At 65.4% G+C, this 24,977-nt stretch carries 23 protein-coding genes; 16 read left to right on the forward strand and 7 right to left on the reverse strand.

The features are described 5' to 3' along the window. Positions 1–3 precede the first annotated feature (3 nt). The 4 genes from IVB46_RS37065 to IVB46_RS37080 form a co-directional block, all read right to left on the reverse strand. A complete protein-coding gene (locus IVB46_RS37065) occupies positions 4–1,731 on the reverse strand; it encodes a methanol/ethanol family PQQ-dependent dehydrogenase (RefSeq protein ID WP_247303474.1) in 1,728 nt (575 codons plus the stop codon). A 116-nt stretch (positions 1,732–1,847) separates the two neighbouring features. Next, a complete protein-coding gene (locus tag IVB46_RS37070) occupies positions 1,848–2,501 on the reverse strand; it encodes a Rieske (2Fe-2S) protein (protein ID WP_247303477.1) in 654 nt (217 codons plus the stop codon). 264 nt (positions 2,502–2,765) lie between these two features. Next, the gene (locus IVB46_RS37075; protein WP_247303480.1) at positions 2,766–3,230 is read right to left on the reverse strand and encodes a group III truncated hemoglobin; all 465 of its coding nucleotides are present in this window, start codon (positions 3,228–3,230) and stop codon (positions 2,766–2,768) included. Between the two features lie 135 nt (positions 3,231–3,365). Further along, on the reverse strand, positions 3,366–4,277 hold the full coding sequence (locus tag IVB46_RS37080; RefSeq protein WP_155257984.1) for a 3-hydroxybutyryl-CoA dehydrogenase: 912 nt from the start codon (positions 4,275–4,277) through the stop codon (positions 3,366–3,368). 339 nt (positions 4,278–4,616) lie between these two features. On the opposite strand from IVB46_RS37080, the gene pstS reads away from it, so the two are divergent. The 3 genes from pstS to IVB46_RS37095 all read left to right on the forward strand — a co-directional run bounded on the left by pstS (position 4,617) and on the right by IVB46_RS37095 (position 6,921). After that, positions 4,617–5,672, forward strand: coding sequence for a phosphate ABC transporter substrate-binding protein PstS (gene pstS, locus IVB46_RS37085; RefSeq protein ID WP_247303483.1), 1,056 nt, complete (start codon positions 4,617–4,619; stop codon positions 5,670–5,672). Positions 5,673–5,854: 182 nt separating this feature from the next. Continuing rightward, complete coding sequence (arsC, locus tag IVB46_RS37090) at positions 5,855–6,226, forward strand: arsenate reductase (glutaredoxin) (RefSeq protein WP_247303485.1); 372 nt, start codon at positions 5,855–5,857, stop codon at positions 6,224–6,226. Then, positions 6,223–6,921 (forward strand): ABC transporter permease, encoded by a 699-nt coding sequence (locus IVB46_RS37095; protein WP_247303487.1) that lies wholly within the window; start codon positions 6,223–6,225, stop codon positions 6,919–6,921. Before arsC ends, IVB46_RS37095 begins: the two co-directional genes overlap by 4 nt. Here the strand turns inward: IVB46_RS37095 and IVB46_RS37100 are convergent. Both IVB46_RS37100 and IVB46_RS37105 read right to left on the reverse strand, forming a co-directional pair. Continuing rightward, entirely contained in the window at positions 6,895–7,704 is an 810-nt protein-coding gene (locus tag IVB46_RS37100) for an extracellular solute-binding protein (protein WP_247303489.1), read from the reverse strand. The two genes, IVB46_RS37095 and IVB46_RS37100, sit on opposite strands and share 27 nt — an antisense overlap. A 197-nt stretch (positions 7,705–7,901) precedes the next feature. Then, a complete protein-coding gene (locus IVB46_RS37105; protein WP_041959014.1) occupies positions 7,902–8,177 on the reverse strand; it encodes a hypothetical protein in 276 nt (91 codons plus the stop codon). Between the two features lie 92 nt (positions 8,178–8,269). On the opposite strand from IVB46_RS37105, the gene IVB46_RS37110 reads away from it, so the two are divergent. Further along, the gene (locus IVB46_RS37110) at positions 8,270–9,805 is read left to right on the forward strand and encodes a hypothetical protein (RefSeq protein WP_346016154.1); all 1,536 of its coding nucleotides are present in this window, start codon (positions 8,270–8,272) and stop codon (positions 9,803–9,805) included. A gap of 63 nt (positions 9,806–9,868) precedes the next feature. Continuing rightward, on the forward strand, positions 9,869–10,147 hold the full coding sequence (locus IVB46_RS37115) for a Plug domain-containing protein (protein ID WP_247303494.1): 279 nt from the start codon (positions 9,869–9,871) through the stop codon (positions 10,145–10,147). 19 nt (positions 10,148–10,166) lie between these two features. Here IVB46_RS37115 and IVB46_RS37120 read toward each other — a convergent pair whose 3' ends face one another. Further along, positions 10,167–11,483 (reverse strand): alpha/beta hydrolase-fold protein, encoded by a 1,317-nt coding sequence (locus IVB46_RS37120; protein ID WP_247303496.1) that lies wholly within the window; start codon positions 11,481–11,483, stop codon positions 10,167–10,169. Between the two features lie 496 nt (positions 11,484–11,979). Between IVB46_RS37120 and IVB46_RS37125 the strand changes: the two genes are divergently transcribed. From IVB46_RS37125 to IVB46_RS37175, 11 genes are all read left to right on the forward strand, one after another. Then, positions 11,980–13,989, forward strand: coding sequence for an EAL domain-containing protein (locus IVB46_RS37125; protein ID WP_247303498.1), 2,010 nt, complete (start codon positions 11,980–11,982; stop codon positions 13,987–13,989). Between the two features lie 248 nt (positions 13,990–14,237). Next, positions 14,238–15,020 carry a response regulator transcription factor gene (locus IVB46_RS37130; protein ID WP_247303500.1) on the forward strand — a complete coding sequence of 261 codons (783 nt, stop codon included), beginning with the start codon at positions 14,238–14,240 and terminating at the stop codon, positions 15,018–15,020. 234 nt (positions 15,021–15,254) lie between these two features. Further along, a complete protein-coding gene (locus IVB46_RS37135) occupies positions 15,255–15,623 on the forward strand; it encodes a hypothetical protein (protein WP_085405637.1) in 369 nt (122 codons plus the stop codon). 36 nt (positions 15,624–15,659) lie between these two features. Then, a complete protein-coding gene (locus IVB46_RS37140; RefSeq protein ID WP_247303502.1) occupies positions 15,660–17,180 on the forward strand; it encodes a phage tail sheath subtilisin-like domain-containing protein in 1,521 nt (506 codons plus the stop codon). A 24-nt stretch (positions 17,181–17,204) separates the two neighbouring features. Continuing rightward, positions 17,205–17,729, forward strand: a complete 525-nt coding sequence (locus IVB46_RS37145) for a phage tail protein (protein WP_071911630.1) — start codon at positions 17,205–17,207, stop codon at positions 17,727–17,729. A gap of 8 nt (positions 17,730–17,737) precedes the next feature. Beyond that, entirely contained in the window at positions 17,738–18,442 is a 705-nt protein-coding gene (locus IVB46_RS37150; protein ID WP_247303503.1) for a hypothetical protein, read from the forward strand. Continuing rightward, a complete protein-coding gene (locus IVB46_RS37155) occupies positions 18,439–19,086 on the forward strand; it encodes a hypothetical protein (RefSeq protein WP_247344762.1) in 648 nt (215 codons plus the stop codon). Before IVB46_RS37150 ends, IVB46_RS37155 begins: the two co-directional genes overlap by 4 nt. Beyond that, positions 19,083–20,432 carry a DUF4255 domain-containing protein gene (locus tag IVB46_RS37160; protein WP_247303507.1) on the forward strand — a complete coding sequence of 450 codons (1,350 nt, stop codon included), beginning with the start codon at positions 19,083–19,085 and terminating at the stop codon, positions 20,430–20,432. Before IVB46_RS37155 ends, IVB46_RS37160 begins: the two co-directional genes overlap by 4 nt. Then, positions 20,429–22,390, forward strand: a complete 1,962-nt coding sequence (locus IVB46_RS37165; protein WP_247303509.1) for an ATP-binding protein — start codon at positions 20,429–20,431, stop codon at positions 22,388–22,390. Before IVB46_RS37160 ends, IVB46_RS37165 begins: the two co-directional genes overlap by 4 nt. Further along, positions 22,387–22,620, forward strand: coding sequence for a hypothetical protein (locus IVB46_RS37170; protein WP_247303511.1), 234 nt, complete (start codon positions 22,387–22,389; stop codon positions 22,618–22,620). Before IVB46_RS37165 ends, IVB46_RS37170 begins: the two co-directional genes overlap by 4 nt. Then, positions 22,617–24,977: a DUF4157 domain-containing protein gene (locus tag IVB46_RS37175; protein ID WP_247303513.1), complete on the forward strand. Its 2,361-nt coding sequence runs from the start codon at positions 22,617–22,619 to the stop codon at positions 24,975–24,977. Before IVB46_RS37170 ends, IVB46_RS37175 begins: the two co-directional genes overlap by 4 nt.

A 24,977-nucleotide genomic window follows, 5' to 3' on the forward strand; every position in this document is an offset into this window, starting at 1 on the left:
AGCTTATTTCTTCAGCGCGAACACCCAGATCACGCCGCCCTGCGGCACATTGGATTCGATGCCGATATTGTTGGTCGCGAGCGCATCCTGGATGCGCTGCGCGTCGACGCCCCATCCCGACTGGATCGCGATGTATTGCGTGCCGTCGATCTCATAGGACGACGGCATGCCCATGATGCCGGAGTTGGTCTTCTGCTCCCACAGCAGCTCGCCGGTCTTGGCATTGAAGGCGCGGAAGTTGCGGTCGTTGGTGCCGCCGACGAAGACGAGATCGCCTGCGGTCGCCGTCACCGAGCCGAACAACTGCGACTTCGGGAAATTGTGCTGCCACACCTTCTTGCCGGTGACGGGATCCCAGGCCTGGAGCTCGCCGAAATGATCCGCGCCGGGCTTGGTCTTCAGGCCGATGTCTTCCGGCTTGGTGCCGAGCCAGAGTTCGCCGGGCTTGAGCGGAAGCTTCTCGCCGGTAAAGCCGCCGCAGAAATTCTCGTTGGCGGGCACGTAGACGAGGCCTGTCTTCTGGCTGTAGGCCGCCGACGGCCAGTCCTTGCCGCCCCACAGCGACGGACAGAACTCGACGCGCTTGCCGACGGCCGGCTTGTGATCGGGATCGACGATCGGCCGTCCGGTCTCGGCATCGATGCCCTTCCAGACGTCGGTGGAGACGAACGGCCAGCCGGCGACATAGTTGATCTTGGTCGGCGTGCGCTCGAGCACCCAGAAGATCGCGTCGCGGCCGGGATGGACCAGGCTTTTGATGTTGCGCCCATTGCGTTGCAGGTCGATCAGCATCGGCGCTTCGACCTCGTCCCAGTCCCACGAATCGTTCTGGTGATACTGGTGATAGGTCTTGATCTTGCCGTTGCTGGGATCGAGTGCGAGCACCGACGAGGTGTAGAGATTGTCGCCGGGGTGCATCTCACCGGGCCACGGCGCAGCATTGCCGACGCCCCAATAGATCGTCTTGGTCTCCTTGTCGTAATTGCCGGTCATCCAGGCCGAGCCGCCGCCGTTCTTCCAGTCGTCGCCCTGCCAAGTGTCGTGACCGGGTTCGCCTTCGCCCGGAATGGTGTAGGTCCGCCACAGCTCCTTGCCGTCCTTGGCATCGTAGGCGGCGACATAGCCGCGCACGCCGAACTCGCCGCCGGAGCCGCCGACGATGACCTTGCCGTCGATGATCAGCGGCATCAGGGTCATGTACTGGCCCTTCTTGTAATCCTGCACCTTGGTGTCCCACACCACCTTGCCGGTCTTGGCGTCGAGTGCCACGACATGGTCGTCGGTGGTGGCGAGATAGAGCTTGTCCTCCCAGAGGCCGACACCGCGACTGGTCGGATGCAGCTGGAACAGATCGTCGGGGAGCTGCCGCTTGTAGCGCCAGTACTCGTCGCCGGTCTTCGCGTTCAGCGCGATCACCTGGCCCATCGGGGTCGCCACGAACATCACGCCGTTGTTGACGATCGGCGGCGCCTCATGGCCTTCGACCACGCCGGTGGCAAACGTCCAGACCGGCGTGAGATTCTTGACGTTCGAGGTGTTGATCTGGTCGAGCGGGCTATAACCCTGCCCGTCATAGGTGCGCCGATAGAGCATCCAGTTGCTGGGTTCCGGATTTTCCAGCCGCTGCGCGGTGACGGGAGAATAATTCTCGATCGGGCCGGCGCCGGCGGCGGTCGAGGCAAGACACGTGAAGGCGACGAAGCCGGACAGTAACCATTGCTTCCTGGTCATGGACGTTCCCTTTTTCATCCGTTTGAATTCTTGCTTTGAATTCTTGTCGTTCGTCCCGTCGTCCGCCCCTCGGCGGATGCGGCCTCTCGTGACGCGGGCATAACCCGCAACGTCCGTCATCCTGGCTGCACGCCACCTACCTTTCCGATGAAGTTGCCGGCGACGCTGAGCGAACCGTCAGCGAGCGCGAGCGGCAGCGCAGCAAGCCGCCGCGGCGCCGGCCCGAATACGACCTGCGCGCCCTCGCGGGGATCGTATTCGGAGTTGTGACACATGCACTTGAACACGTCCTTGTCGCCGACATCGCTCTTGACCCAGGCGGTGACGGGACAGCCGGCATGCGAGCAGATCGCCGAATAGGCCAGGATGCCATCGACGGCCCGCGCGCGGGTCTTCTCGTCGAGCTCGGCGGGATCGAGCCGGATGATCAGGATTTCGTTGAGGCGCGATGCGCTGCGCACCACCGATGTGTTGGGATCCTTCGGCCAAGCGTGAACCGGCGGTCCACCGGCCGGGAGATCGGCCGCGGTGATGATCTTTCCCTCCTGGTCGCCTTCGGAGAAGACGAGCAGATCACCCTTCTGCGGACGTTCATCGGAGCCTGGCGGATCCTCGCCCGCGCGCGCCTGCGTGGAACAACCAAGGCAGGCGGTCGTGGCGAGCGCGCCAAGCAGCAGCGTTCGCCGCGTCTGTTCTATGCCCGCGTCGACTTCAGACTCCGCGGTGCTCTCGGACGATGAGGGAGTGGTGTTGAACGATGCGCGCGACATGCACGCTAGCAGGCGCTGGAACTCTGCCGAAAAAAAGGCGGAGAGTTGGTGCCGCAGCGCATCAATATGTCTTTGCTCGCTTTGGTTGAACGCAAATGAAGGCGTTCCAGCGCATATTTGCAATTGCAACGTCGCATCGCGCGATCGGCATGATGATTTTGCAGATCAGACCGATGATGCCGGAATTGGTGCAACGCCTTATTGGCCGCGCAGCACAACCTCGAAGCGATACAACTGCACGTTTTGCAGGCAGATTTGCTGTCGTCAGGACCGGAGCACGTGACGCGGCGCAGCGATGCGGCCGGCGATGGTCGCCGACGCCATCTCAAAACTGTCGGCGATGCGACGCGCCTTGTCGATGAAGAGCGCGGCCGCCGGCGGCGGACAGACCTCGCGCGCGGTCTGCTCGAACAGATCGAGCCAGCGGTCGAAATGATTGCCGACCAGGCTGAGTGGCACATGCGCCCGCATCGGCGAACCATGATAGCGGCCGCTCATCAGCACGACCGACGACCAGAAATCCCTAAGTTTGGCGAGATGCTCGTCCCAATTCTGCACGATCGCAAAGACCGGCCCCAGCAGCGCATCCTCGCGCACGCGTCCGTAGAAGCGGGTGACGAGCTCCCCGATCATCTCCTCGGTGATCCCGGTGCGCTCGATCGCATCCTGGGTCAGCAGGTTCCGCCGCGCGGCCGCCGCCTCGCGCTCGGCCTTCAGTCGATCCGACATGTCCTTCGTTATCCGTTCATTTGTTCCCGCAGGCCGCCCGTTCGACATTGTCGGGCCAATTGCGCGCGGCGTCTTTGTCGCAGCGCAAATTGCGGGGATCGGGCGGCGGATGCCGGGCACCCGCCGCCGGCGCCATCAGGCACCGTAAGTGTAGAAGCCCTGGCCGGTCTTGCGGCCGAGATGCCCGGCATCGACCATTTCCTTGAGCAAGGGGGCCGGACGATATTTGGGGTCGTTGAAGCCCTTATAGAAGACCTCCATCACCGAGAGCATGGTGTCGAGCCCGACGAGATCGGCGAGCGCCAGCGGCCCGATCGGATGGTTGCAGCCGAGCTTCATGCCGGCGTCGATCTCCTCGGCGGTCGCGATCCCTTCCTGGAGCGCAAAGATCGCCTCGTTGATCATCGGGCAGAGGATGCGATTGACGGCGAAGCCGGGGCTGTTCTTGGCCGTGATCGCCACCTTGCCGACCCGCTTGGCGAAATCCAGCGCCTTGGCGTGGGTGTCGTCGGAGGTCTGCAGGCCGCGGATGAGTTCCAGCAGCGCCATCACCGGCACCGGATTGAAGAAGTGCATGCCGATGAAGCGATCGGGGCGATCGGTTGCGGCGGCAAGCTTCGTGATCGAGATCGAGGAGGTGTTGGTCGCGAGCAGCGTGCGCGGCGACAGCGTGGCGCAGAGGTCCTTCAGGATCTTGACCTTGAGCTCCTCGTTCTCGGTCGCGGCCTCGATGACGAGGTCGCAATCGGCGAGCTTCGCGCGGTCGGTGGTGCCGGTGATGCGCTTGAGAGCCGCCTCGCGATCGGCCGCCGACATCTTCTCCTTCTTGACCAGGCGCTCGAGGCTGCCGCCGACGGTCGACAGCCCGCGGTTCACCGCCGCATCGGAGATGTCGACCATCACGACCGAGAGCCCGGCCGCGGCACAAATCTGCGCGATGCCGTTCCCCATGGTCCCCGCCCCGATGATGCCAACCGTGTTGATCATTGCCTCGTATCCTTCATCCTTGCGGGCGTGCCAGACGGCCCGGCCCCATTGTTCCTGCATAAGGGTCTAGCACCGCCAACAGGCGGGTGCGACCCGATCCCGCCCCTTCCTTAAAGCATCCCAGGCGGGAATAAAGCCGCCATTCGGTCGCGAAATGGCATGATTTGGCGGTCTGACAGGCAGTTTTCCCGAAATTTGCGCGTGCTCTACCCCCGGCGCTTTTCCGCGGGACGGCTGAGCCCGGCCCGCTTGGACCACCTTGATCTACATCAATCGGACGATGCGGTGGTCGCTAACGGTGTGGTGTAATTGATGCGCAATGGCCAGCGCGAATGCCTCGCGACGCTATTGTGACATAGCCCACATCAGCCTCGTGCCCTACCTGTTAGCGTCGCGCACATGAAAAAACATATTGCACTTCCCGTCATCCTCGCCGCTCTGCTCGTCGCCACGCAAAGCTTGGCGGCCGAGACCAAGGGAGCCGGCTCAACCTTCGTTTCGCCCGTGATGGCGAAATGGATCGACGCGTACAAGACGAAGACCGGCAATACCGTCAGCTATCAAGCGGTCGGCTCGAGCATCGGCGTCGGCCTGATCAAGAAAGAGGCCGTCGACTTCGGCGCAAGCGACATGCCGCTTGATCCCAAGGAGCTGGACAGGCTCGGCATGATGCAATTCCCGATCGTGATCGGGGGCGTCGTGCCGGTCGTCAATATCGATGGGGTCAAGCCCGGCCAGATCCGCTTCACCGGCCAGATGCTCGCCGACATCTATCTCGGCAAGCTGAGATCATGGAACGATCCGGCCATTCGCGCGATCAACCCCGACATCAGACTGCCGAACACTGCGATCACGGTGGTTCATCGCACCGACGGATCCGGCACGTCGTTCAACTGGTCGAACTACCTCTCGAAGGTCAGCCCGCAGTGGAAGACGAGCGTGGGCGAAGGCACCTCGGTCGAGTGGCCGCTTGGTCTCGGCGGCAAGGGCAATGACGGCGTCGCCTCGCTCGTCAGCCTCGTGCCCGGTTCGATCGGCTATCTCGAATACACTTACGCGCTGCAACGGCTAGACCGAATCTCATTTGGCGTCGTGCAGAACAGCGCCGGCAATTTCGTCGTCCCCGACGCCGCATCGTTCCAGGCCGCGGCCTCGAGCGCGGACTGGAAGGCGGAGAAGGATTTCCACCTCGTGCTCACCAACGCGCCCGGCGAAGACGCCTACCCCATCACGGCCACGACCTTCGTGCTGATGCCGAAAGCGCCGAAATCCGAGGAACGATCGGCAGCGGCCATCGACTTCATCCGCTGGTCGCTGGAGAACGGAAAGACGCAGGCCGAGACGCTGAACTACGTTCCGCTTCCGCCTGCCCTGGTCGACCAGATCGAACGCTATTGGCAGCAGAGCATCGAGACAAACCCCACGGTCTCGGCGTCGGCTAACGTCAAGCGCTGAAGCTTGGAAACGAGCGGCCGTCATGCCCGGGCCTGTCCCGGGCATCCACGTTCCCAGTGCCAGCCACGCGACCGCGATCCTTCTGGAAATCTCGCCGTGAATCGTGATTTAGTCGCGCGAAAGGCCTGTTGCTGGCTCGCCGCGGCGAGAACGCGCGAAGGTCCAGGCCCGGGGGCTTTCGAATGGACGTGATCATCTACCACAATCCCGATTGCGGCACGTCGCGCAGCGCGCTTGCCACAATCAGGAGTGCCGGCATCGAGCCGCACGCGGTCGAATATTTGAAGACGCCACCTTCGCGAACCTTGTTGCAGCAGCTCGTCGCGCGCATGGGGATTTCGGTGCGCGAGGCGGTCCGTGAAAAGGCGGCGCCCTATCCGGAGCTCGGGCTCGACAACCCGGCACTGACGGATGACCCGCTGCTCGAAGCGATGATGGTACATCCGATCCTGATCAACAGGCCGATCGTGGTGACCCCGAACGGCGTCAGGCTTTCCCGCCCTTCGGATCTGGTGCTTGATCTCCTGCCGGCGCAACAGCGTCCGGCCGGATGAACGATTTCGCGCGATCCATCGGCGCCGCGCTCACGCTGATCGGCGAGGCCGACGCCGAGCTGCTCGGCATCGTCGCGCTGTCGGTTCGTGTCAGCCTGACCGCCGGCATCGTCGCGCTGCTGATCGGCGCGCCCATCGGGGCCCTGCTCGCGATCACCCGATTCCGCGGGCGACAGGTCGTCATCGTGCTGACCAATGCGCTGCTCGGCCTGCCGCCGGTCGTGGTCGGGCTTGCGCTCTATCTTCTGCTGTCGCGGTCCGGCCCGCTCGGGGCAGCCGGACTGTTGTTCACGCCGACCGCCATGGTGATCGCGCAGACCCTGCTCGCGACCCCGATCGTGGTCGCGCTGGTGCACCGGCCGGCGAGCCTGCTTTGGGCCGAGTATGGCGACCTCGCGCGGATCGACGGACTATCGACGCTGCGCAGCATCGGCTTGCTGTTCGCGCTCGGCCGAACGTCGCTGCTGACGGCCTTTCTCGCGGCGTTCGGACGCGCGATCGCCGAGGTCGGCGCCATCATCATCGTCGGTGGCAACATCCGCGGCTTCACGCGCACGATGACGACGGCGATCGCACTGGAGACCAGCAAGGGCGACCTGCCGCTGGCACTTGGGCTCGGGCTGATCCTGCTCGCGCTGAGCGTGGCGGTGTCGACCGTCGCCTTCCTGCTAGTGGGACGCGTTGGGGAAAAATAGCTGCTCGCCGCCGACCTTGTAGCCGGCGATCGCATCCTGCCCCTTCGGCGAAACCAGCCAGTCGATGAAGGCCTGTCCGTCCTTCGCCTTCACATTCGCATGCGTCGCCGGATTCACCAGCATGACGCCATACTGGTTGAACAGCCGCTTGTCGCCCTCAGTCAGGACGGCAAGCTCGCCCCGGTTCTTGAACGACAGCCAGGTGCCACGGTCCGACAGGAGATAGGCGTTCGACGACGAGGCCATGTTCAGCGCCGGACCCATGCCCTGGCCGATCTCGCGATACCAGCTGTCCTTGCTGGCGCCGATATCGACGCCCGCCTCCTTCCACAATCTCAGCTCGGCCGCATGGGTGCCGGACTTGTCGCCGCGCGAGATGAATGGCGCCTTCGCCGCCGCGATCTTGCGCAGCGCATCCGTGACGTCCTTGCCGCCGGCGATCTTTGCGGGATCGCTCTTCGGACCGACAATGATGAAGTCATTGTACATGACATCGAAGCGCTTCACGCCCTGCCCCTCGGACATGAACTTGTCCTCGGCCGGCCTGTCATGCACGAACACCACGTCTGCATCGCCGCGCCGCCCGATGTCGAGCGCCTGGCCGGTGCCGACGGCAACGACCTTCACCTCGATGCCCTCCGCCTTCGAGAACAACGGCAGCAGGTAACCAAACAGGCCCGACTGTTCCGTCGACGTCGTCGAGGCCACGGTGATGGTGCGATCCTGCGCGAATGCGCATGTCGACCAGACCAGAACCGCTGCGATGGCGGCAAGCTTTCTCATTGCGTTGTCCTCACTCCCCAGACGTTTGAACTTAGGCGGGAAGGATGACGCAGGGAAGTCCGACGTTCGGCGCATCAGCGGCCGGGTATGTCTTGCGGATCACGTCTTTTCTCCTTCGCCGTCGAAGGAAGCGTATCGGGGATCGGCGCGGCAACTCTGTGGGCGCGGTCACATTGGCCGTCTGCCGCGCCGGAGCTTCAGGACGACCGCAGCTTTTCGATGATGGCCGTCACCTCGTTCAGCTGGGCTTTGGCCGTGGCCAGCAGATCGAGCAGATCGCGCGCCGACTGGGCTGATCCGCCAGCGGCGGCCTGATCGATCACGCTCAAGCCGTCGGTGAGACGCGAGATGATTTGCACGAGTTCATCGCGGCGCGCCTCGAGGTCCGCAAGCGTTGCATCAAAGCGCTCGTCGAGCCGGGCGCCTTGCAACGAGCGGATCGGAACGATCCTGTCGTCGGGAGGATCGGACATGCGCGTGCTTTGCGTTGCTGTCCCGCCCATCCTAGGCGCGACCGCCCGCAACCCGGCGGTGGAGCATTGTCGCATCCGACACGGCAGTCGCGTTGCCCTTTCCCGCGCGGTGGACGCACGGATGTTCTGCAATTGGTCCCACCGACATTGACATCGATGTGACGGCCGGGGCAGTTTTTTGCATTGCTGGCGAATCAGCGATTGCTTCACGCCGAGTACCTCTTGGACAACTCCCTGTGCTTTCGAGACTGATATCGTTGCTGCGCCGCATTCCCGCGGTGAAATGGGCGTTCACCCGGCTTAGGCCCTTGCCTCACGGCGGCAGCATCGATGTCGCGCCGATCGCGGTAAGCGATTCGCCCGCAATCGTCGCCGACATCGCAGAAGCTGTTCCGGCTCCCGACAGCATCAGCACGAGCCCGCTGCGCAGTGACACCGAGATCGCCGTTGCGGCTCCGGTCGCCGAAGATGGCGCCGCTATCTCTGTCATCCCGGAGAGCTCGTCCGCGGCGCCAACTGATATCAGCGTCGCCGATGATCCATCCTTGGAAGCACCGACAGAGGTCGAGGCGGTCGTCGTCGAAGAGGTTTCGGTCTCGTCAGTCGAGGTGGAGAGCGCGGCCGTCGATGCTCATGAGCTCGTCACCAACGATCCGCCCGCGGAGCCTGAAACCAGCGTCGCACCCGTCGTCGTAGAAGAGACACCGGTCCCGGTTGTCGAGATCGAGAGCGAGCCGGTCGGTGCACCCGAGCTCGTCAGCAGCGACCCGTCTGTGGAACTTCCGGAGATCGCTGAACCCGTCATCGTTGAAGAGGCGCGGCTGTCGCCTGTCGAGGCCGAGAGCCGGCAGGCCAACGTTTCCGAGCCCGTCGTCAGCAACGATGCATCTCCCGAACTCGCGACCGAGGTGGAGCTTGTCGTCGCAGAGGAGGCGCTGGTCTCGTCTATCGACATCGAGATCGCACCGGTTGATGCCCCCGTTCTCGCCGTCAACGACGATACCTCCTCTGACGTCGCTGATGTGGAGCCGACTGTCGTAGAGGACACGTGCGTCGCGCTTGCGGACAGCGACGTCTCGGCGGGGGAGGTCTCCGAGAGCAGCATCGACAGCGCTGCCTTCGCTGTCGTCGCAATGGAGATCGAGCCGGTCCCGGCCAACGATCCCGCCCCGATCGCAACGATCGCCGCGGAGGATTCCTCCGCCGACACGGCAAGCGCCGTCACGCATGTCGCGCCGGAGCCGATCCTCGAGTCTCCCGCTCCGGTGATCCCCAGCGCGCCGAAGACGCGCGCAAAGGTCGTGGAACCCGTCGACCGCGCCACGTTGATCCGGCAGCGCTGGACGGAGACCGGGATCAGGATGTGGAATCCGCGGCTTCACGGCGCCGGCGACGCCACGCTGAACATCCAGGGCCGCGTCGAGCTGCTGCCGCCCGCGCCCGGCGAGACCATGCCACGCTACGACAAGCTCGAATTCAGGATGCTGGACGGGCAGATCGTCTGCGAGGGCGTCGTCGTCGAGGCGCCCGCGTCGGCGGGTCAGCGCAGCTTTACCCGGCTCGCCGAGCCGCGTAACCCCGACCGGCCCCGCGAACCGGTACGGGAGCGCCGGGCCGCTCTCGCCTGACCCTTGTCCTCTGCGACCATGCCCGCCATATGCTAGGCTGACGGCTTGGACATGGGAGGCCGCATGCCCGCAAGATCATTGCGCCTGGTCGTGATCGCCGCCCTCTGCATCTCGCAAGGGGCCTTTGCGGCGTCCGGCAAACGCCCGCACCATGCGCCCGCGACCGATCGGGCCGCGCCCTACAAGGCCGACCGGCTCTCGACCTCGCGCGGCCAGACGATCCTCAACACGCCCGGCCAGACCACCGTGCTGACACGTCAGATCCTTGACGACATGAACGCGACGACCCTCCGGGACGCCATGCGCTCGACCGCCGGCGTGACGATTGGGATTGGCCGCTAGATTTCGCGCGACTTCGCGTTCAGGGGATCGGATAGCCCTTCCAGACCCACTCCAGCGCCGACGGCAGCGTTTGCGCGATCGTCGGCCGGTCGACGTGCTTGGCGTTGCGCACGAACAGGAACTGGTAGTGGTAGCCCTTCTCCGCCAGCACCTTCGCCATCAGCGCGTTCGACAGGGTCCAGTCGTGCATGCCGTCGGGAATGGTGGGGTTCGGATAGAACAGGTCCTGGTCGCCGCCGAAGAACCAGAAGCGGATCGGCTTCGCCGGCGCGGCGACGATCAGCGGCACGCCGGGCGGCTCGGCCGGCGTGAGCACGCCGGCCTTTGATATGAGGTTGGGACCGCCCGGCCCCGTCCATGCGCTGTGATATTCCCAGGCGCCGCCACGCAGCGACGGATCGTGCGGCCATTGCTGGTTGACCATCGTCGGCGAGAAGGCCAGCACGCGGCGATAGAGATCGGGATAGAACCACGCCATGGTGAAGGCCGCCACACCGCTCGAGCTCAGGCCCATGGTCGCGCGCCCGTCGGGTTTTTTGGTCAACTTGACGTCGGCGTTCTTCTCGACCAGCGGCAGCACCTCGCGCTCGACGAACTGCGCATAGTCGCCTGACACCGCATCGTATTCGCGGCCGCGCTGGCTGCCCTGCGCATCCTGCCCGCCGTTGCCGATCTGGATCGCGATCATCGGTGGCACGCGGCGCTGCGCGATCAGATTATCGAGCGTCGTGGCGAGGTCCTTGTAGGCGTTGGAGCCGCCGTCGCCGACCACGATGAACGGCGCCTCGGTGCCGCGTACATATTGCGCCGGCACGTAGACGTCGATCGTGCGTGACCAGATTCCAGGATGGCTGGTGGTGACGATCATGTGCGACTTGTCATCCGGCGCGGTGACGGTCGTCATGATCGAGGAATTGGTGCAGCCGGCGACGTCGTCGCGGATCAGGCCGGGATTGTAGATCGTGCTCTCCTTCGACGTCAGCGTGAAGGATTTTGTCGTGCCGCGTGGTACGCCTTCCTTCGCAATCGTCTCCGGCGCGGGATTGTGGGTGGGCCCGATGATGAAATTGCCCTCGGCGCCGGACGGCGGCAGCGTTCCGTCGGGTAGCTCGGTCGCGCGCGGATAGTTGGGGTTCGAGGGATCGCGCGTCGGCGGCGCCGTCTTGAAATCGAGGCCCGTCGTGTCGATGAAGAACGGTGCCGCCTTGTCGGTGGTGTTGGCCCCGGGCGGCACGGCCATGTTCTGGGTGACGCAGGCCGGCTGCGACAGTGCAATTGAAGTGAAGGAGACGACGAAAATCAGCGTCCCCGCAAGGACGGACAACGAATTGGTCATTTCAGCTCCCGGTGTCGACAAGTCTTTCTGGCTCGCCTTGACGCAAAGTATGGCGGACCGCCTGCGCGCGGTCAAACAGCAAGCGGCCGCATTCCAGCGATAGCCGCCATGCTCAAACCGAACGGCGACCGCTATTCCGTGCATGCTCATGAATTATCGCGGACACGAGGCCGTTGCTGCTGCACCTCGCACGACGTAGCTTGCGCAAGCACGTGCGTCGGCTGATCGCGCGGCCACGCGCCGTCGCCGATGTGAAAGCCAAGGTCTCGCATGGTTAGCGGATCGTAGCTGCGGGTGGCTGCGGGCAAGGTGTGCCTGAGACACGCGCCTCGGCCGCCGGATATCCTTAACACGGCCTCACCAATACACGCGGCTGGAAAATCCCGCGGCCGCGCGCAACCTGCGCTGGCTTTTCGTGCAGCCCCACCTAACGCGACCTTTACCCCCGTCGTGCAAGATCGCCGCCGTTTTGAAGGGATCCGGGGCGCGTATTGCAATGCCTGTCGTCAATTTGAAGTCTCAGCTCGCCGCCGCGATGCGGCTGTTTCGCGTGCCGGCCGACAACCCGGACCTGACGCGCGCGCAGTTCGACGCCTTCTCGAAGCAGATCCCGCTGCTCTATTTCATCCTGATGAGCAACACGATCGCGGTCGCCTATACCTATGTCAACGTGGCGCCGGACTGGCTGACGATGATCGTGCCGAGCGTGCTCACCGTGCTCGCCGCGCTTCGGACCTTCTGGTGGCTGCGCCAGCGTCATCTCGTGCGCAGCGATGCCGATATCCTGCGCAATCTGCGCGCCACCAACTGGATGACATTGCCGATCGGCGCGGGCTTCACCGCCTGGTCCTTTGCGCTGTACCCTTACGGCGATGCCTTCGCCAAGAGCCAGGTCGCCTTCTACATGGCGGTGACCGTGATCGGCTGCATCTTTTCGCTGATGCATCTGCGTTCCGCGGCGTTGATCGTGACGCTCGTCGTCGACGTTCCCTATGTGCTGTTCTTCTGGGCCACCGGCGAACCGACGCTAAAGGCGATCGCGGTCAACAACCTTCTCGTCTCCGGCGCGATGGTGACGGTGCTGTTCATCTACTACCGCGACTTCGCCGATCTCGTCTCGAGCCGCAAATCGCTGCTGGCGCAGCAGGCGGCAACGCAAGCGCTCTCGGACGAGAACTTCCGCCTCGCCAATCTCGATTCCCTCACCGAGCTGCCGAACCGCCGCCGCTTCTTCGCCGAGCTGTCGAGCGCCTTCTGCGACGCCGAGCGCAGGCGCGTTCGCGTCGCGGTGGGGATCATCGACCTCGACGGCTTCAAGCCGATCAACGACAATTACGGCCACTCGGTCGGCGATCGCGTCCTGATCGAAGCGGGGCGCCGCATCCGCGAAGTTTGCGAGGGCTTCGGCCCGCAGCGGGTGGAATTTGCCCGGCTCGGCGGCGACGAGTTCGGCCTTGTGGTGTGCGGCGATCCCGAAGATGACGATTTGATGCGGCTCGGCCAGCGCATCGGCGAACAGGTCAAGCTGCCCTACCAGCTCGACACCGCCCATACTGGGCTGTCCTGCTCGATCGGCTTCGCGCTATTCCCAAGCTCGGCAACCAGCGCCGAAGCGCTCTATGAATGCGCTGATTATTCGCTCTATCACGCCAAGCGCCATCTGCGCGGCCGCACCGTGATCTTCTCGAGCGAGCTCGAGGCCGAGATCCGCAGCCGCGGCGTCATCGAGAACTTGCTCCGCACCGCCGATTTCAGCACCGAGATGGACCTGGTGTTCCAGCCGATCGTGGACGCCATGAGCGAGCACACCGCCGGCTTCGAAGTCCTGGCGCGCTGGCACAGCCCCCGCCTCGGCCTGGTCTCACCGGCCGACTTCATTCCGGCCGCAGAGCGCATCGGCCTGATCCGGCCGCTGACGCAGGCGCTGCTGGTCCGCGCGCTCGCGACGGCAAGGACCTGGCCCGACCACATCCGCCTGTCGTTCAACCTCTCCGCTCACGATGTCTGCGCAGCCGAGGGCATTTTGCCGCTGATCTCGATCATCGAGAGGAGCGGGTTGCCGCCGCACCGGATCGACTTCGAGATCACCGAGACTGCCGTCACCTTCGACTTCGTGCGCGCGCAGCAATCGATCGCGACGCTGAAGGCCATGGGCTGCGGCATTTCACTGGACGATTTCGGCACCGGCTATTCCTCGCTGAGCCACGTGCATCGGCTGCCGCTCGACAAGATCAAGATCGACCGCAGCTTCGTCGCCGACATCAACGAAAATCCGGTGAGTCACAAGATCATCAAGTCTCTCGCCGGCCTGTGCGACGACATGGAGATCGCCTGCGTCGCCGAGGGCGTCGAAACGCGCGCCCAGCTCGACGGCCTGCGCCGCCTGGGATGCGACTTCATCCAGGGCTACTACTTCGCAAAGCCGATGTCGGGTGATGCGATTGGCGATCATCTCGCAAAGGAACACCAGCGTCTCGGCGACGCCGGCGCCAAGGTCGTGGCCTGAGAGGCCAGATCTCAATCCGCACGCGCAGCGCTGATAAATTAAATTGCTGCCTGTCAATCGTCCGCTTCACATGCGTCGAAACGCCCCCGACATGTCGGGATGCCGTGTCGGTGCTTGTCAGCGACGTCAAAACGCGCGATACTCAATTTCAAGGGGAAATGTATTAAAGATACAACTTTTTGATCTTGGTGGCCTTCAACTGGGCGCGGCGGCAAACACGGTTGTGAGTTGGCAATCGGGAGGCAGGCATGTCGTCCAATGCGTCATTTTCGGCAGGGCGCCACGCCCCGCCGCATTCCCACCTCACCGCTTCGCATGCATCACCGCCGCCCGCCGAGCCGGACGCCGGCGGCCTCATACCCATCAGCCTCTTCATCCTCAGCGACGTGCGCCTGCTCTGCGAAGGCCTCAGTTCCTGCCTGGCCCGGCAGGAATGCTTACGCATCGCCGGACACGGTGATCTTGCGACCCCGCCTGAGAAAGTCGTCGACAGCGGCGCACAGGTGCTGCTGGTCGACATAGCGACGCCGCAGGGCTTGCAGCAATCGGCGGCCTGCCGCGCGCTGGCGCCGGCGTTGAAGGTCGTCGCCATCGCGGTCGCCGAAGCCGAGCAGGACATCCTGGCCTGCGCAGAGGCTGGCGTGTCCGGCTTCGTGCTGCGCGAAGGTTCGATCAGCGACGTCGTCGCCGCCGTCCATAACGCGATGCGCGACGAGCTCGTGTGCTCGCCCAAGGTCGCCGCCGCCCTGTTCGGCCGCCTCGCGCTACTCTCTGCGCGGACCGTCACGCGAGCGCCGGCCGCCGGCGTCGACACGCTGACACCACGCGAGCACGAGATCATTCGCTTCGTCGGCGAAGGGCTTTCGAACAAGGAGATCGCACGAGCCTTGCGGATCCGCAATTCGACCGTGAAGAACCACATGCACAACGTGCTCAGCAAATTGCAGATTCGCCGGCGCGGCGAGATCAGCAAGCATCTGCACGCGAACGGCGCGGCCGCGTCTGCACCGTCGCGGATCCAGACCCGCTAGACCTTTCGGCCTAGATCCTCCGAGCCGGCATCGCGCGCGAAGCCGCCATGTCGCGGTGCATTACGCGCCCGTTTGCGTCGTCGCGGTCTCACCGCCGCGGGCATGGTCCGGACCATCAACTCCATCCTCGCTAGACCTTTTGGCTCAATCGCGCCGTCGCGCCTTGTGCAAGGCTCACCGCAAAGGTGGCCATTGCGACAGAGACGCATCCTCATTGCGGGATTTCCGAGGCTGATGACCGATCTTCTCGAGCATGTCGTCGCGAAAGATCCGGCATTGTCCGTAGTCGGGACGAGTGACGACGCCAATCTGGCAACGGAGGCACGCCGCACCCGGGCCGACGTCCTCGTGGTGGCACAGAAGGCGCCGGACGAGCGCGACAGCCTCGCGAGCCTGCTGCACAGCCGGCCGCGGATGAAGGTCGTCACCATCGTCGCAAGCGGCGAAAGCGGCGCGCTCTACGAGCTGCGGCCGCACCGCACGGCCATCACCGAGATCACGACGCAATCCCTGTCGGAAGCCATTCGGGATCCGCCCGGCCCGAGGCGCAGGCCGCGCCAGCGGCGCGCCCGCCGGCCAGGCAAGACCATCGCCGCGGTCTGACCAAGCGAGACGGACCGCCAAATCACAGGAGCCGACATGCCCTCAGCCCTTCTGCAACCCGGCGTCTATATCGAGGAAATCTCCAGCGGCGTGCGCTCGATCTCGGGCGTGGCGACGTCGATCGCGCTGTTCATCGGCTGGGCGCCGCGCGGTCCCGTTGACCGTGCCGTGCGCATCTCCAGCTTTGCCGACTATGAGCGCGCCTATGGCGGGCTCGACCGCCGCGCCAATCTCGGCTACGCCGTGCGCCAATTCTTCGACAACGGCGGCAGCGACGCCTACGTCGTGCGGATCGCGCTGTTCAATTCGGGAACGCCCGCCAGCGACGCCAAGACCGCGACCTGCGCGATCAACGATCTCGGTATCGAGGCGAGTTCGCCGGGCCTGTGGGCCAACTCCTTCAGCGTCCGACTGACGCTGCGTGCGGACGACAGCACCCGCTTCCGGCTCGATGTCATCGGCCCGTCGCCGAGCACTGACATCGTGGAGACGTTCCAGGATCTGTCGATGAACAAGGCGGATCCGCGCTACGCGCCGAGCGTCGTCAACGGCCGCTCCGCCTTCATGGACAAGCTGACCACGGCGTCAACGACGGTACCGACCCCGGCCACGAAACCATTTGCGGGCGGAGCCGATGGCACGGTCCTCTCCGCCAATGACGGCCCGTTCGTCAGCGCGATCGATCCGCTGTTCGCGACCGGCGGGATCGTCGATCGTATCGACTTGTTCAACCTGGTCTGCGTCCCAGGTCTCACCAACGTCAATTCAACGACCCAGGGCGCACTCGCCAAGCTACAGCAACGCTGCCACGTCCGCCGTGCGTTCCTGATCATCGACAGCCTCCAGAACGAGACCGTCGCCAACATGAGCGGCGCCAACGGCGAGGCCGGCCTGACCGGCTCAGACGGCAATTTCTCCGCGCTGTACTACCCGTGGGTGATGCAGGCCGATCCGCTGCAATCCGGCGTCGTGCGCGACTTTCCACCTTGCGGCTTCGTCGCCGGCGTCTACGCCCGGACCGACGCCACGCGCGGGGTCTGGAAGGCGCCGGCCGGCACCGATGCCAGCGTCAACGGCGGCGTCGGCTTCGCGTTGAGCTTGAGCGACGCCGAGAACGGCCAGCTCAATCCGATCGGCGTCAACTGCCTGCGCACACTGCCGGTCTACGGCAACGTGGTCTGGGGCGCGCGCACGCTGCACGGCCAGAACGACCGCGGCTCGGAATGGAAATACGTTCCGGTACGGCGCATGGCACTGTTTCTGGAGGAGAGCCTCTACCGTGGCACGCAATGGGTGGTGTTCGAGCCAAATGACGAACCGCTCTGGGCGCAGATCAGGCTCAACATCGGCGCCTTCATGCAGGGCCTGTTCCGGCAGGGCGCGTTCCAGGGCCGCTCGCCGCGCGAGGCCTATTTCGTCAAATGCGACCGCGAGAGCACGACGCAGGCCGACATCAATCTCGGCATCGTCAACATCATCGTCGGCTTCGCGCCGCTGAAGCCCGCCGAGTTCGTCGTCATCAAGATCCAGCAGATCGCCGGCGACATCCCAACCTGAGGCAAAGACACCTGAGGCAAGCAAATGGCACAATTCTCGGTCAATCCGCAGCGCTTCGATCCCTACAAGAACTTCAAGTTCCGCGTGAAATGGGACGGCCGTTACGTCGCCGGCATCAGCAAGGTGTCGGCGTTGAAGCGTACCACCGAGGTGGTCGAGCACCGCGAAGGCGGCGATCCCTCGACGGGACGCAAGTCGCCCGGCCGCAGCAAGTTCGAGGCGATCACACTCGATCGCGGTGTCACCCACGACACCGAGTTCGAGAAATGGGCCAACAAGGTCTGGCATTTCGGCGCGGGTCTCGGCGCCGAGGTCTCGCTGAAGGACTTCCGCAAGGACATCATCCTCGAGGTCTACAACGAGGCCGGGCAGCTCGCGCTGGCCTACAAGCTATTCCGCTGCTGGGTCTCCGAATACCAGTCGCTGCCCGATCTCGACGCCAACGCCAATGCGGTGGCGATCCAGCACATCAAGCTGGAGAACGAGGGATGGGAGCGCGATCAAGCGGTCGCCGAGCCGTCCGAGCCCACTTTCACCGATCCAGCCTGAGGCCGCCCATGCTCTCCGCCACCGCACAACGCGAGCAGGACATCCTGACGCTGTGGGACCGGGCCGCCGGCCGCGCGCAGCGCCAGCGCGACGATGCCCTGTTCGCGGCGGCGGGAGCAGCGCCGACGGACTCGATCGGCACAGGCAATGCCGCGCTGCTGGCCTTGCGCACGCGACTGTTCGGCGCGTCGTGGCGGCTGCGCGCCGCCTGCCCCACCTGTCACACCGACTGCGAGTTCACAGCGGACAGCGCAGCGCTCGCGGACGGACTCGCACCACCGGCTGACGCCGTGCCGCCGCGTATCACGAACGGGGGCCGCGAGCTGGCGCTGCGGCTGCCGACGCTTTCCGATCTTGCAAGCCTCGCCGCGACCTGCGATTCCGCCGCCGCGGCAAAACTCTTGCTCGCGCGCTGCCTCGGTGAGGCGCCGCCGGCTACGCAGGACATCCTGCACAGGGTCGAGGCCGAGCTCGAACGTTGCGATCCCGGAGCGGTGCTCAGTTTCGCGCTCGACTGCCCCGATTGCGGCCACGCCTGGCAGGCCGTGATCGACATCGCGCCGGCGCTCTGGACCGAGGTGCAGGCGGCGGCCGAGCGTACCCTGCTCGAAGTCGACGCGCTCGCGCGCGAATATGGCTGGAGCGAAGCCGAGGTGCTGGCATTGCCGCACACCCGCCGCGCCGCCTACCTGCAACTTGCGGGCACGTCATGACGGGCCTCCTGCAAAATCTCGCACGCATCGGCCGCGGCGAACCGATTCCCGGCGCAGCACGCGTTGCCCTGCCGCCGCGTTTTGCCGCCGCGCCCCGGAATGACGATGCTCCGATGCACGAGCCAAGACAGAATGAAAGGCAGACACCGGCATCCTCGCCGGCGGCATTGCCGAACATCACCGGCGCAGACGATCCCGCCACCGGGGTGCAGGCGCCGCAGCGCAGACAAAGGGAGCCGGACAACGAAGCCGCACCGTTGCGTCTCGAAGCCAAGGTCGCAGCTAGCGCACAGCGGCTTCAATCGACCGACGCGCCGTCAAGATCGCCTGTCGATGCCCCTCTGCCTGCCGCCCCGCGCGATCCGCCACGCGGCACACAGCCGCGTGACACGGTCTTGCGCGACACGCCCCGCCCCCGAAACGAGGCTGCAACACCGCCGGCGCTTCCGCTCGGCCAGACCGTGCTCGCCGGCCAGGCGCAGCGCCGGCGCGAGACACCGCCGGTGATCAAGGTGACGATCGACCGCATCGACATCCGCTCGCCGGAGCCCCCACGCACGGCACGCACCGTCAAGCCCGCACCAAAGCCGTCGGTGTCGCTATCCGACTATCTGCGCCGCCCTGGACCCGGAGGCCGCGCATGAGCTCGCCGCTCGCAATCGGCGCGGTCAGCGCAGTCCTGCGCAACCTGCTCGACAACGGGCTGATCGAGGCCGGGCGCGCGGTCGGTGGGACGGTGAACGTCAGTGCTGTTGCGCCCGACACGATCGACCTCAGCAGCGCAGAAGAGCAGCCGCGGCTCAATCTGTTCCTGCATCAGGTGACGCCGAACCCGGGCTGGCGCAACCGTTCCCTGCCGTCGCGGTCCTCGACCAGCGGCGAGCGACTGACCAACGCGCCGCTCGCGCTCGACCTGCACTATCTGCTGACGGCCTATGCGCGGGTCGACTGCCAGGCCGAGATCCTGCTCGGCTATGGCATGCATCTGTTGCACGAGCGCCCGGTGCTCGACCGCGCTGCCGTGCAGCGCGCGCTCAATCCCAATCCGCTCGACGTCGCGATGCTGCCGCCGGCGTTCCAGGCGCTCGCTGCCGCCGACCTCGCCGATCAGGCCGAGTTGATCAAGATCACGCCGGCTGTGATGGGGCCGGAGGAGATGTCACGACTATGGGCGGCCATCCAGTCGCATTACCGGCCGACGGCCGCCTATGTGGTGTCGGTGGTGCTGATCGAAGCCACGAAGCCCGCAGTCTCGCCGCTGCCGGTGCTGTCGCGCGGGATCATCGATCCCGCGACCAAGCGCGACCGCGGCGTCGTCGTCAATCCCGACACGTTGCCTCCGCTGCCGACGCTGTTTGCGGCGACGCCGCAGAACAAGCAGGCCGGCGCACGGCTCGGCGAGCCCGTGGTGCTCTCCGGCATTCGCCTCAGCGGCAGCAATTTTCATGTGCGGTTGGCGCACCCGCTATTTCCAGCTCCTTTTGAACTGGTACCCGGCGCACCCAACGACGACGGCACCGAGCTCACCGTGACGCTGCCGAACGATGCTGCCGCGCAGGCCGCGCTCGCGCCGGGGCAATGGAGCCTCACGCTGCGCCTGCTGCCGACCGGTGAAGCCAATGAGCGCGAGACCAACGCGGTGGCCCTGGTCATCGCCCCAGCACTGGTCATTGCAGCCGATGCCGGACTTTCGCTGCCCGCGGCGACCGTGCTGCGCAAGACTGCGCCGCTGCGCGTCACGGCCACCTTGTTCTCGCGGCCGCAGGTGCAGCCGCGGCAGCGCGCGAGCCTCGTCCTCGGCACGGCGGAAGCCACCGCCAAACCGCGCAGCGCGGCCACCGATCCGCTGGTGTTCGACTTCCCCGCGACGCTTCCCGCTGGGGCCTATCCGGCGCGGTTGCGCATCGACGGCGTCGACAGCCTCCTGCTCGATCTCAGCGGCGATGCGCCCGCTTTCGATGCCTCGCAAACCCTGAGCGTGCCGCCATGAACATGCACGACAGACCGCAAGCGCAGCCGGGGCTCGATTGGGCCAGCCGCAACCAGCAATGGCTGGCGGCTCAGTTCGCTGCGCTGCGCCTGCGCCTCGCACAGCAGCTGCGCGATACATCGGCCAACGCCGAGCCGCCTCCGCCGGAATGCGCCGATGATTTCGAGCCCGCGCTCGACGCGCTGACAAAGCTGTTCGGCCTGTCAGCGTTCGAGCGCGACGTCGTGCTGCTCGCGGCCGGCGTCGAGCTCGACAGTGCGCTGCGTCGCCTCGTCGGCGTGGCGATGGCGCAAGCGCCCGAAGCCATCGCGAGCACGCAGCCGACGTTCAATTTCGCCATGCAGATGCTGACTGAGCCACATTGGGATGCGCTCTCGCCGCTCCGGCCGTTGCGGCGTTGGCGCCTGATCGCATGCGAGGGCCGCGAGGCGCCGCCGCGCCGTCCGATCCAAATCGACGAGCGCGTGCTGCACTACCTGACCGGCGTCCCCGCAATGGATGCCCGCCTGATCGGGCTCGTTCGCTGCGAGCCGATCGGATCCATCGAGCCCGATACACCACAGGCGAACACGATCGCGCAGGCGCTCGGCACCGGCGCGGCCGCTCTGGCCGCCCTGGGTCACGCTCGCGGCGAGATCGAGCCGCAGCGCGACCTCGCGCGCGCGGTGCTCGCCTGCCTCGGTGCGAACGGCCTGTGGCTGCACGCCCGCGACCTGCCGCACGATCCGCGCGAACTTGCCGAGACCGCCCGTCTGCTCGACCGCGAGGCCGCCCTCTCGGATGCCGTCATCGCGCTGGAGCTCGACCGCCCGATCGAGACGGCGGATTCCGAGGCGCATGCGATGACGCTGCTCGCCCATCTGATGGGACCCGCGATCGTGCTCAACGCGCCGGAACCGCCCCGCTTGTCGCGACTGCGGCAGCGCCGTATGCTGCGGCTCGAGGTCGCCGATGCCCCGGCCGCCGCGCGGCAGGTCGCGGCCTTGCGCGGGCTTTCGCGCGAGCAGGCCGCCGCGCTGCGTCCGGCGCTGCGGCAGTTCAACGTCCCCGCCGCCGACCTGCGCCTCGTGGTCACCGAAGCCCTCGCCGAGACACAGGCCGATCCCGCTCTGCTCGGGCCGGCGGTATGGCGGCTCTGCCGCGCCGCGGTGCGCGGCGGGCTTGACGCGTTGGCTCAGCGGATCGACAGCCGCGTTGGCTTCGACGACCTGGTCGCGCCACCGGTGGTGACCGCGCAGCTCCGCGCCATCGCGAGTGAATTGCAGCACCGGCCGCGCGTCCATGGCGACTGGGGCTTTGCCGCGCATAACGGCCGCGGGCTCGGAACCGCCGCGCTGTTCGCGGGCGAATCCGGCACCGGCAAGACCTACGCGGCCGAAGCGATCGCAAGCGCGGCCGCACTTGATCTCTACCGCATCGATCTTGCGAGCGTGGTCAGCAAATATATCGGCGAGACCGAGAAAAATCTGAGCCGGCTGTTCGAGGCCGCAGAGACCAGTGGCGCCATCCTGCTGTTCGACGAGGCCGATGCGCTGTTCGGCAAGCGCAGCGAGGTGCGCGACAGCCATGACCGCTTCGCCAATATCGAGATCGCCTACCTCTTGCAGCGGATCGAGACCTATCGCGGGCTCGCGATCCTCACCACCAACATGAAGAGCGCGCTCGACCGCGCCTTCCTGCGCCGCATCCGCTACGTGGTCCAGTTCCCCTACCCTGACGCCGCCGCGCGCGAAACATTGTGGCGCATGCAGTTCCCCGCCGATGCACCGCTCGGCGAGGTGGATTTCGCAGGCCTCGCCAGGCTGCAACTGACCGGCGGCAACATCCGCGCCATCGCGCTCAACGCCGCCTTCCTGGCCGCCGCCGGCGGCGGACGGATCGAGCAGGACGCGATCAACGCCGCGGTGCGTGCCGAGTTCTCCAAGCTCGAGCGGCCTTGGCCGGGAGTCGGGCCATGAAACATGCCTGCATCGATATCCGGATTGGACATCTCGTCGTCGATGCGTCGCGACACTCCGAAGCTGCGGGACTTGCCGACGCAATCGGACAGGCCTTGCAACAGCGGCTCACGGGGTCCGCCAACGAGGCGAGCGCCGTCCATGCCGAGGCGCCGCGCGCCGTCGCCGATCGGATCGCGGCACGATTGACCACGACATCCGGCGCCGGCGCTCCGCGAGGCAAGCCATGACCGTGCATGCCGCACCAAAGGCAGTGCCGAAGCAATCCTCGCCGGCCCATGCGCCTTCGCTCGAGCTTCGTCCGGCCCGCGACCGCTTCGAGAGCGAAGCCGAGCACGCGGCCGAGAACGCCCTGCGGCCATCGCAGCCGGCTGGCCCGGCCCCGGTGCTGTCGCCGCTTCCACGCTCCACTGGCACGACGGGACCGGCCACGCCGGCCGCGGTATCCGAGGTGGTCGGATCGGCCGGCTCGCCACTCGGCGCTCCAACGCGCGAGACGATGGAACGTCAATTCCGTTCCGACTTCAGCCGTGTGCGGATCCACACCGACGCGCAGGCCGCAGCCTCAGCCCGCGCGATCCGCGCAACCGCCTACACCGCGGGCGCCCACATCGTGTTCGGCGACGGCGCATACAATCCGCAAAGCCCGCGTGGCCGGCACATTCTGGCGCACGAGCTCGCCCATGTCGTGCAGCAGCGGGGCGCGACTGTGCCGCCGGCGGCGGTGCAGCGGCTCGCCTGGTACGAATCGATCGCCGTGTTTTTCGGCGCCGAGGGCAATTTCGGCGACAAGGAGCTGCTCGCCTATCTCGACAAGATCGCCAAGTCCGCAGCGATCGAAGGCAGCTTCGACAGCGACAACAAGGCGCGTGCGATCGTCCGTCGGTGGAAAGCCGGCCAGGCCGAGTTCAAGCTCGATCCACTGCAAAAGGCGCTGTTGATCCTGGAGATGCAGGACGGCCCCACACTTGATGACGACGAGAACGCGATCCTCGACCTGCTCGAGCTGAGCGATATCGCCGCACTGAGGATCATGTTCGGTTCAGGCAAACTCAGCGTCACCGAGCTCGAATCCGACATCGACGGCGCCGAGTACAAGAGGTTGAAGCGCTTCTTCGCAACCCGCTTTCGCGGCGGACGCGACGCGCTCGCCAAGGGCGACGTCGAACCGCAGGGCGAACCGGGCAAGGGCGCGCCGACCTTCGCCTACGATACCATGGCCATCAAGATCCGGATTGCGACGGCGACAAATGACGAGGAGATCGCCGCCGTCGCGGCCGAGGTGTTCGCTCTCGATCCGCCCGTGCGAGAGAAGGCGGCACAGGAGCTCGGCCGGGAGCGCAGCGATCTGGCCCGTCGGCTCGACGACATCGGCGAGCAGGCCGAAGCCGAAAGCGACCCGGCGAAGAAGGACGCACTGATGAAGAAGGCCGGAGCCACGAAGAGGATCCTCAAGAATTACGACGTCTTCCTTCAACGTGTTTTCCGCGACGTGACGCTCATCACCGGCGCCGGCGACTTGTCAAAGACGGCCGCTCCGGGTGCCGCGCAGAAAGCCCATATTCCAAAGGCGTTGAAGCCCGACGTCAAGGTGGACTCCGGCGGCGTCGCGCTGCCGTTCGACAACTCCCCCGCAGGAAAGACGGCATATGACAACGCCATCCGCGCCATGATGCCAGATCTGATCCAGCGCTATTGGGACGAGATGGTCAAGGACAAGGGTACCACCGAGCACGGCGACCCGACGAAGGTGCATGCGCTCGCTGAATTCGAACGGATCGGCAAGGCGAGCAAGGACGAAACCGACAAGGTCTTCGGCGCCTACTACGATAAATCGAAACATCCGGAACTGAAGGCCGATACAGCCTTCACACGCGGCAGCATCCATGATCTGTTCGCCGACACCGAAGCTGATCTCGCTGGCATGGATAGCATCGAAAAGAGGAAGATGGCGAAGGCCCTCGTACTCTACTTCTTCCAGTCGGACCGCGACATACGTGCGGCCAACCGGAAATTGAACGCTTCGCCGCAGTTCGATTCCAGCAATGATCCAGTAGGCGATGAGGCGATTATCCTCGACAAGATTGCTGACGACTTCACGAGCACCGACGCGCAGGTCGACAAGCTGAACGAGATAGACCGTGGCTGGGACGCGTCCGCCAGCTTCGGCAACATCAACATCCAGATCTTCAAGAAGGATGATCCTGTCGATGACCGGGACTTCCTGTGGGACATGTTCCAGACATTGATCCACGAATACATTCACACGCTGCGGACCACGGAATACGACACGTTCGCCAACACTTTCGGGGATGGTTCCAACGAGAACAACACGCTGATCGAAGGCGTCGATTCGCTGTTCGACGAGATCGTCTGGGAAAATGTCGCGCCGAGGGTCAACGACTCCAGGCTGCGCGAGGCGGTCGAGGGCCCCGCCTATGCAAAGCTGAAGCCAATTACGGTGAAACCAGCCTCGCGCCGACGCTACGCCTCGTATGCCGAGGCCGTGAAGCTCGTCAACATCGTCGGCATCCGCAATCTTTACGCCGCCTATTTCCAGGGCGACGTCGCGAAGATCGGAGGCTGA

This window comes from Bradyrhizobium sp. 61 (assembly GCF_023073075.1).
GTDB lineage: Bacteria > Pseudomonadota > Alphaproteobacteria > Rhizobiales > Xanthobacteraceae > Bradyrhizobium > Bradyrhizobium barranii.

Bases quoted from the DNA above. Each gene is read 5' to 3' on its own strand.
- IVB46_RS37065 (WP_247303474.1), bottom strand. From the start codon at position 1,731: ATGACCAGGAAGCAATGGTTACTGTCCGGCTTCGTCGCCTTCACGTGT.
- IVB46_RS37070 (WP_247303477.1), bottom strand. From the start codon at position 2,501: ATGTCGCGCGCATCGTTCAACACCACTCCCTCATCGTCCGAGAGCACC.
- IVB46_RS37075 (WP_247303480.1), bottom strand. From the start codon at position 3,230: ATGTCGGATCGACTGAAGGCCGAGCGCGAGGCGGCGGCCGCGCGGCGG.
- IVB46_RS37080 (WP_155257984.1), bottom strand. From the start codon at position 4,277: ATGCAGGAACAATGGGGCCGGGCCGTCTGGCACGCCCGCAAGGATGAA.
- pstS (WP_247303483.1), top strand. From the start codon at position 4,617: ATGAAAAAACATATTGCACTTCCCGTCATCCTCGCCGCTCTGCTCGTC.
- arsC (WP_247303485.1), top strand. From the start codon at position 5,855: ATGGACGTGATCATCTACCACAATCCCGATTGCGGCACGTCGCGCAGC.
- IVB46_RS37095 (WP_247303487.1), top strand. From the start codon at position 6,223: ATGAACGATTTCGCGCGATCCATCGGCGCCGCGCTCACGCTGATCGGC.
- IVB46_RS37100 (WP_247303489.1), bottom strand. From the start codon at position 7,704: ATGAGAAAGCTTGCCGCCATCGCAGCGGTTCTGGTCTGGTCGACATGC.
- IVB46_RS37105 (WP_041959014.1), bottom strand. From the start codon at position 8,177: ATGTCCGATCCTCCCGACGACAGGATCGTTCCGATCCGCTCGTTGCAA.
- IVB46_RS37115 (WP_247303494.1), top strand. From the start codon at position 9,869: ATGCCCGCAAGATCATTGCGCCTGGTCGTGATCGCCGCCCTCTGCATC.
- IVB46_RS37120 (WP_247303496.1), bottom strand. From the start codon at position 11,483: ATGACCAATTCGTTGTCCGTCCTTGCGGGGACGCTGATTTTCGTCGTC.
- IVB46_RS37125 (WP_247303498.1), top strand. From the start codon at position 11,980: ATGCCTGTCGTCAATTTGAAGTCTCAGCTCGCCGCCGCGATGCGGCTG.
- IVB46_RS37130 (WP_247303500.1), top strand. From the start codon at position 14,238: ATGTCGTCCAATGCGTCATTTTCGGCAGGGCGCCACGCCCCGCCGCAT.
- IVB46_RS37135 (WP_085405637.1), top strand. From the start codon at position 15,255: ATGACCGATCTTCTCGAGCATGTCGTCGCGAAAGATCCGGCATTGTCC.
- IVB46_RS37140 (WP_247303502.1), top strand. From the start codon at position 15,660: ATGCCCTCAGCCCTTCTGCAACCCGGCGTCTATATCGAGGAAATCTCC.
- IVB46_RS37145 (WP_071911630.1), top strand. From the start codon at position 17,205: ATGGCACAATTCTCGGTCAATCCGCAGCGCTTCGATCCCTACAAGAAC.
- IVB46_RS37150 (WP_247303503.1), top strand. From the start codon at position 17,738: ATGCTCTCCGCCACCGCACAACGCGAGCAGGACATCCTGACGCTGTGG.
- IVB46_RS37155 (WP_247344762.1), top strand. From the start codon at position 18,439: ATGACGGGCCTCCTGCAAAATCTCGCACGCATCGGCCGCGGCGAACCG.
- IVB46_RS37160 (WP_247303507.1), top strand. From the start codon at position 19,083: ATGAGCTCGCCGCTCGCAATCGGCGCGGTCAGCGCAGTCCTGCGCAAC.
- IVB46_RS37165 (WP_247303509.1), top strand. From the start codon at position 20,429: ATGAACATGCACGACAGACCGCAAGCGCAGCCGGGGCTCGATTGGGCC.
- IVB46_RS37170 (WP_247303511.1), top strand. From the start codon at position 22,387: ATGAAACATGCCTGCATCGATATCCGGATTGGACATCTCGTCGTCGAT.
- IVB46_RS37175 (WP_247303513.1), top strand. From the start codon at position 22,617: ATGACCGTGCATGCCGCACCAAAGGCAGTGCCGAAGCAATCCTCGCCG.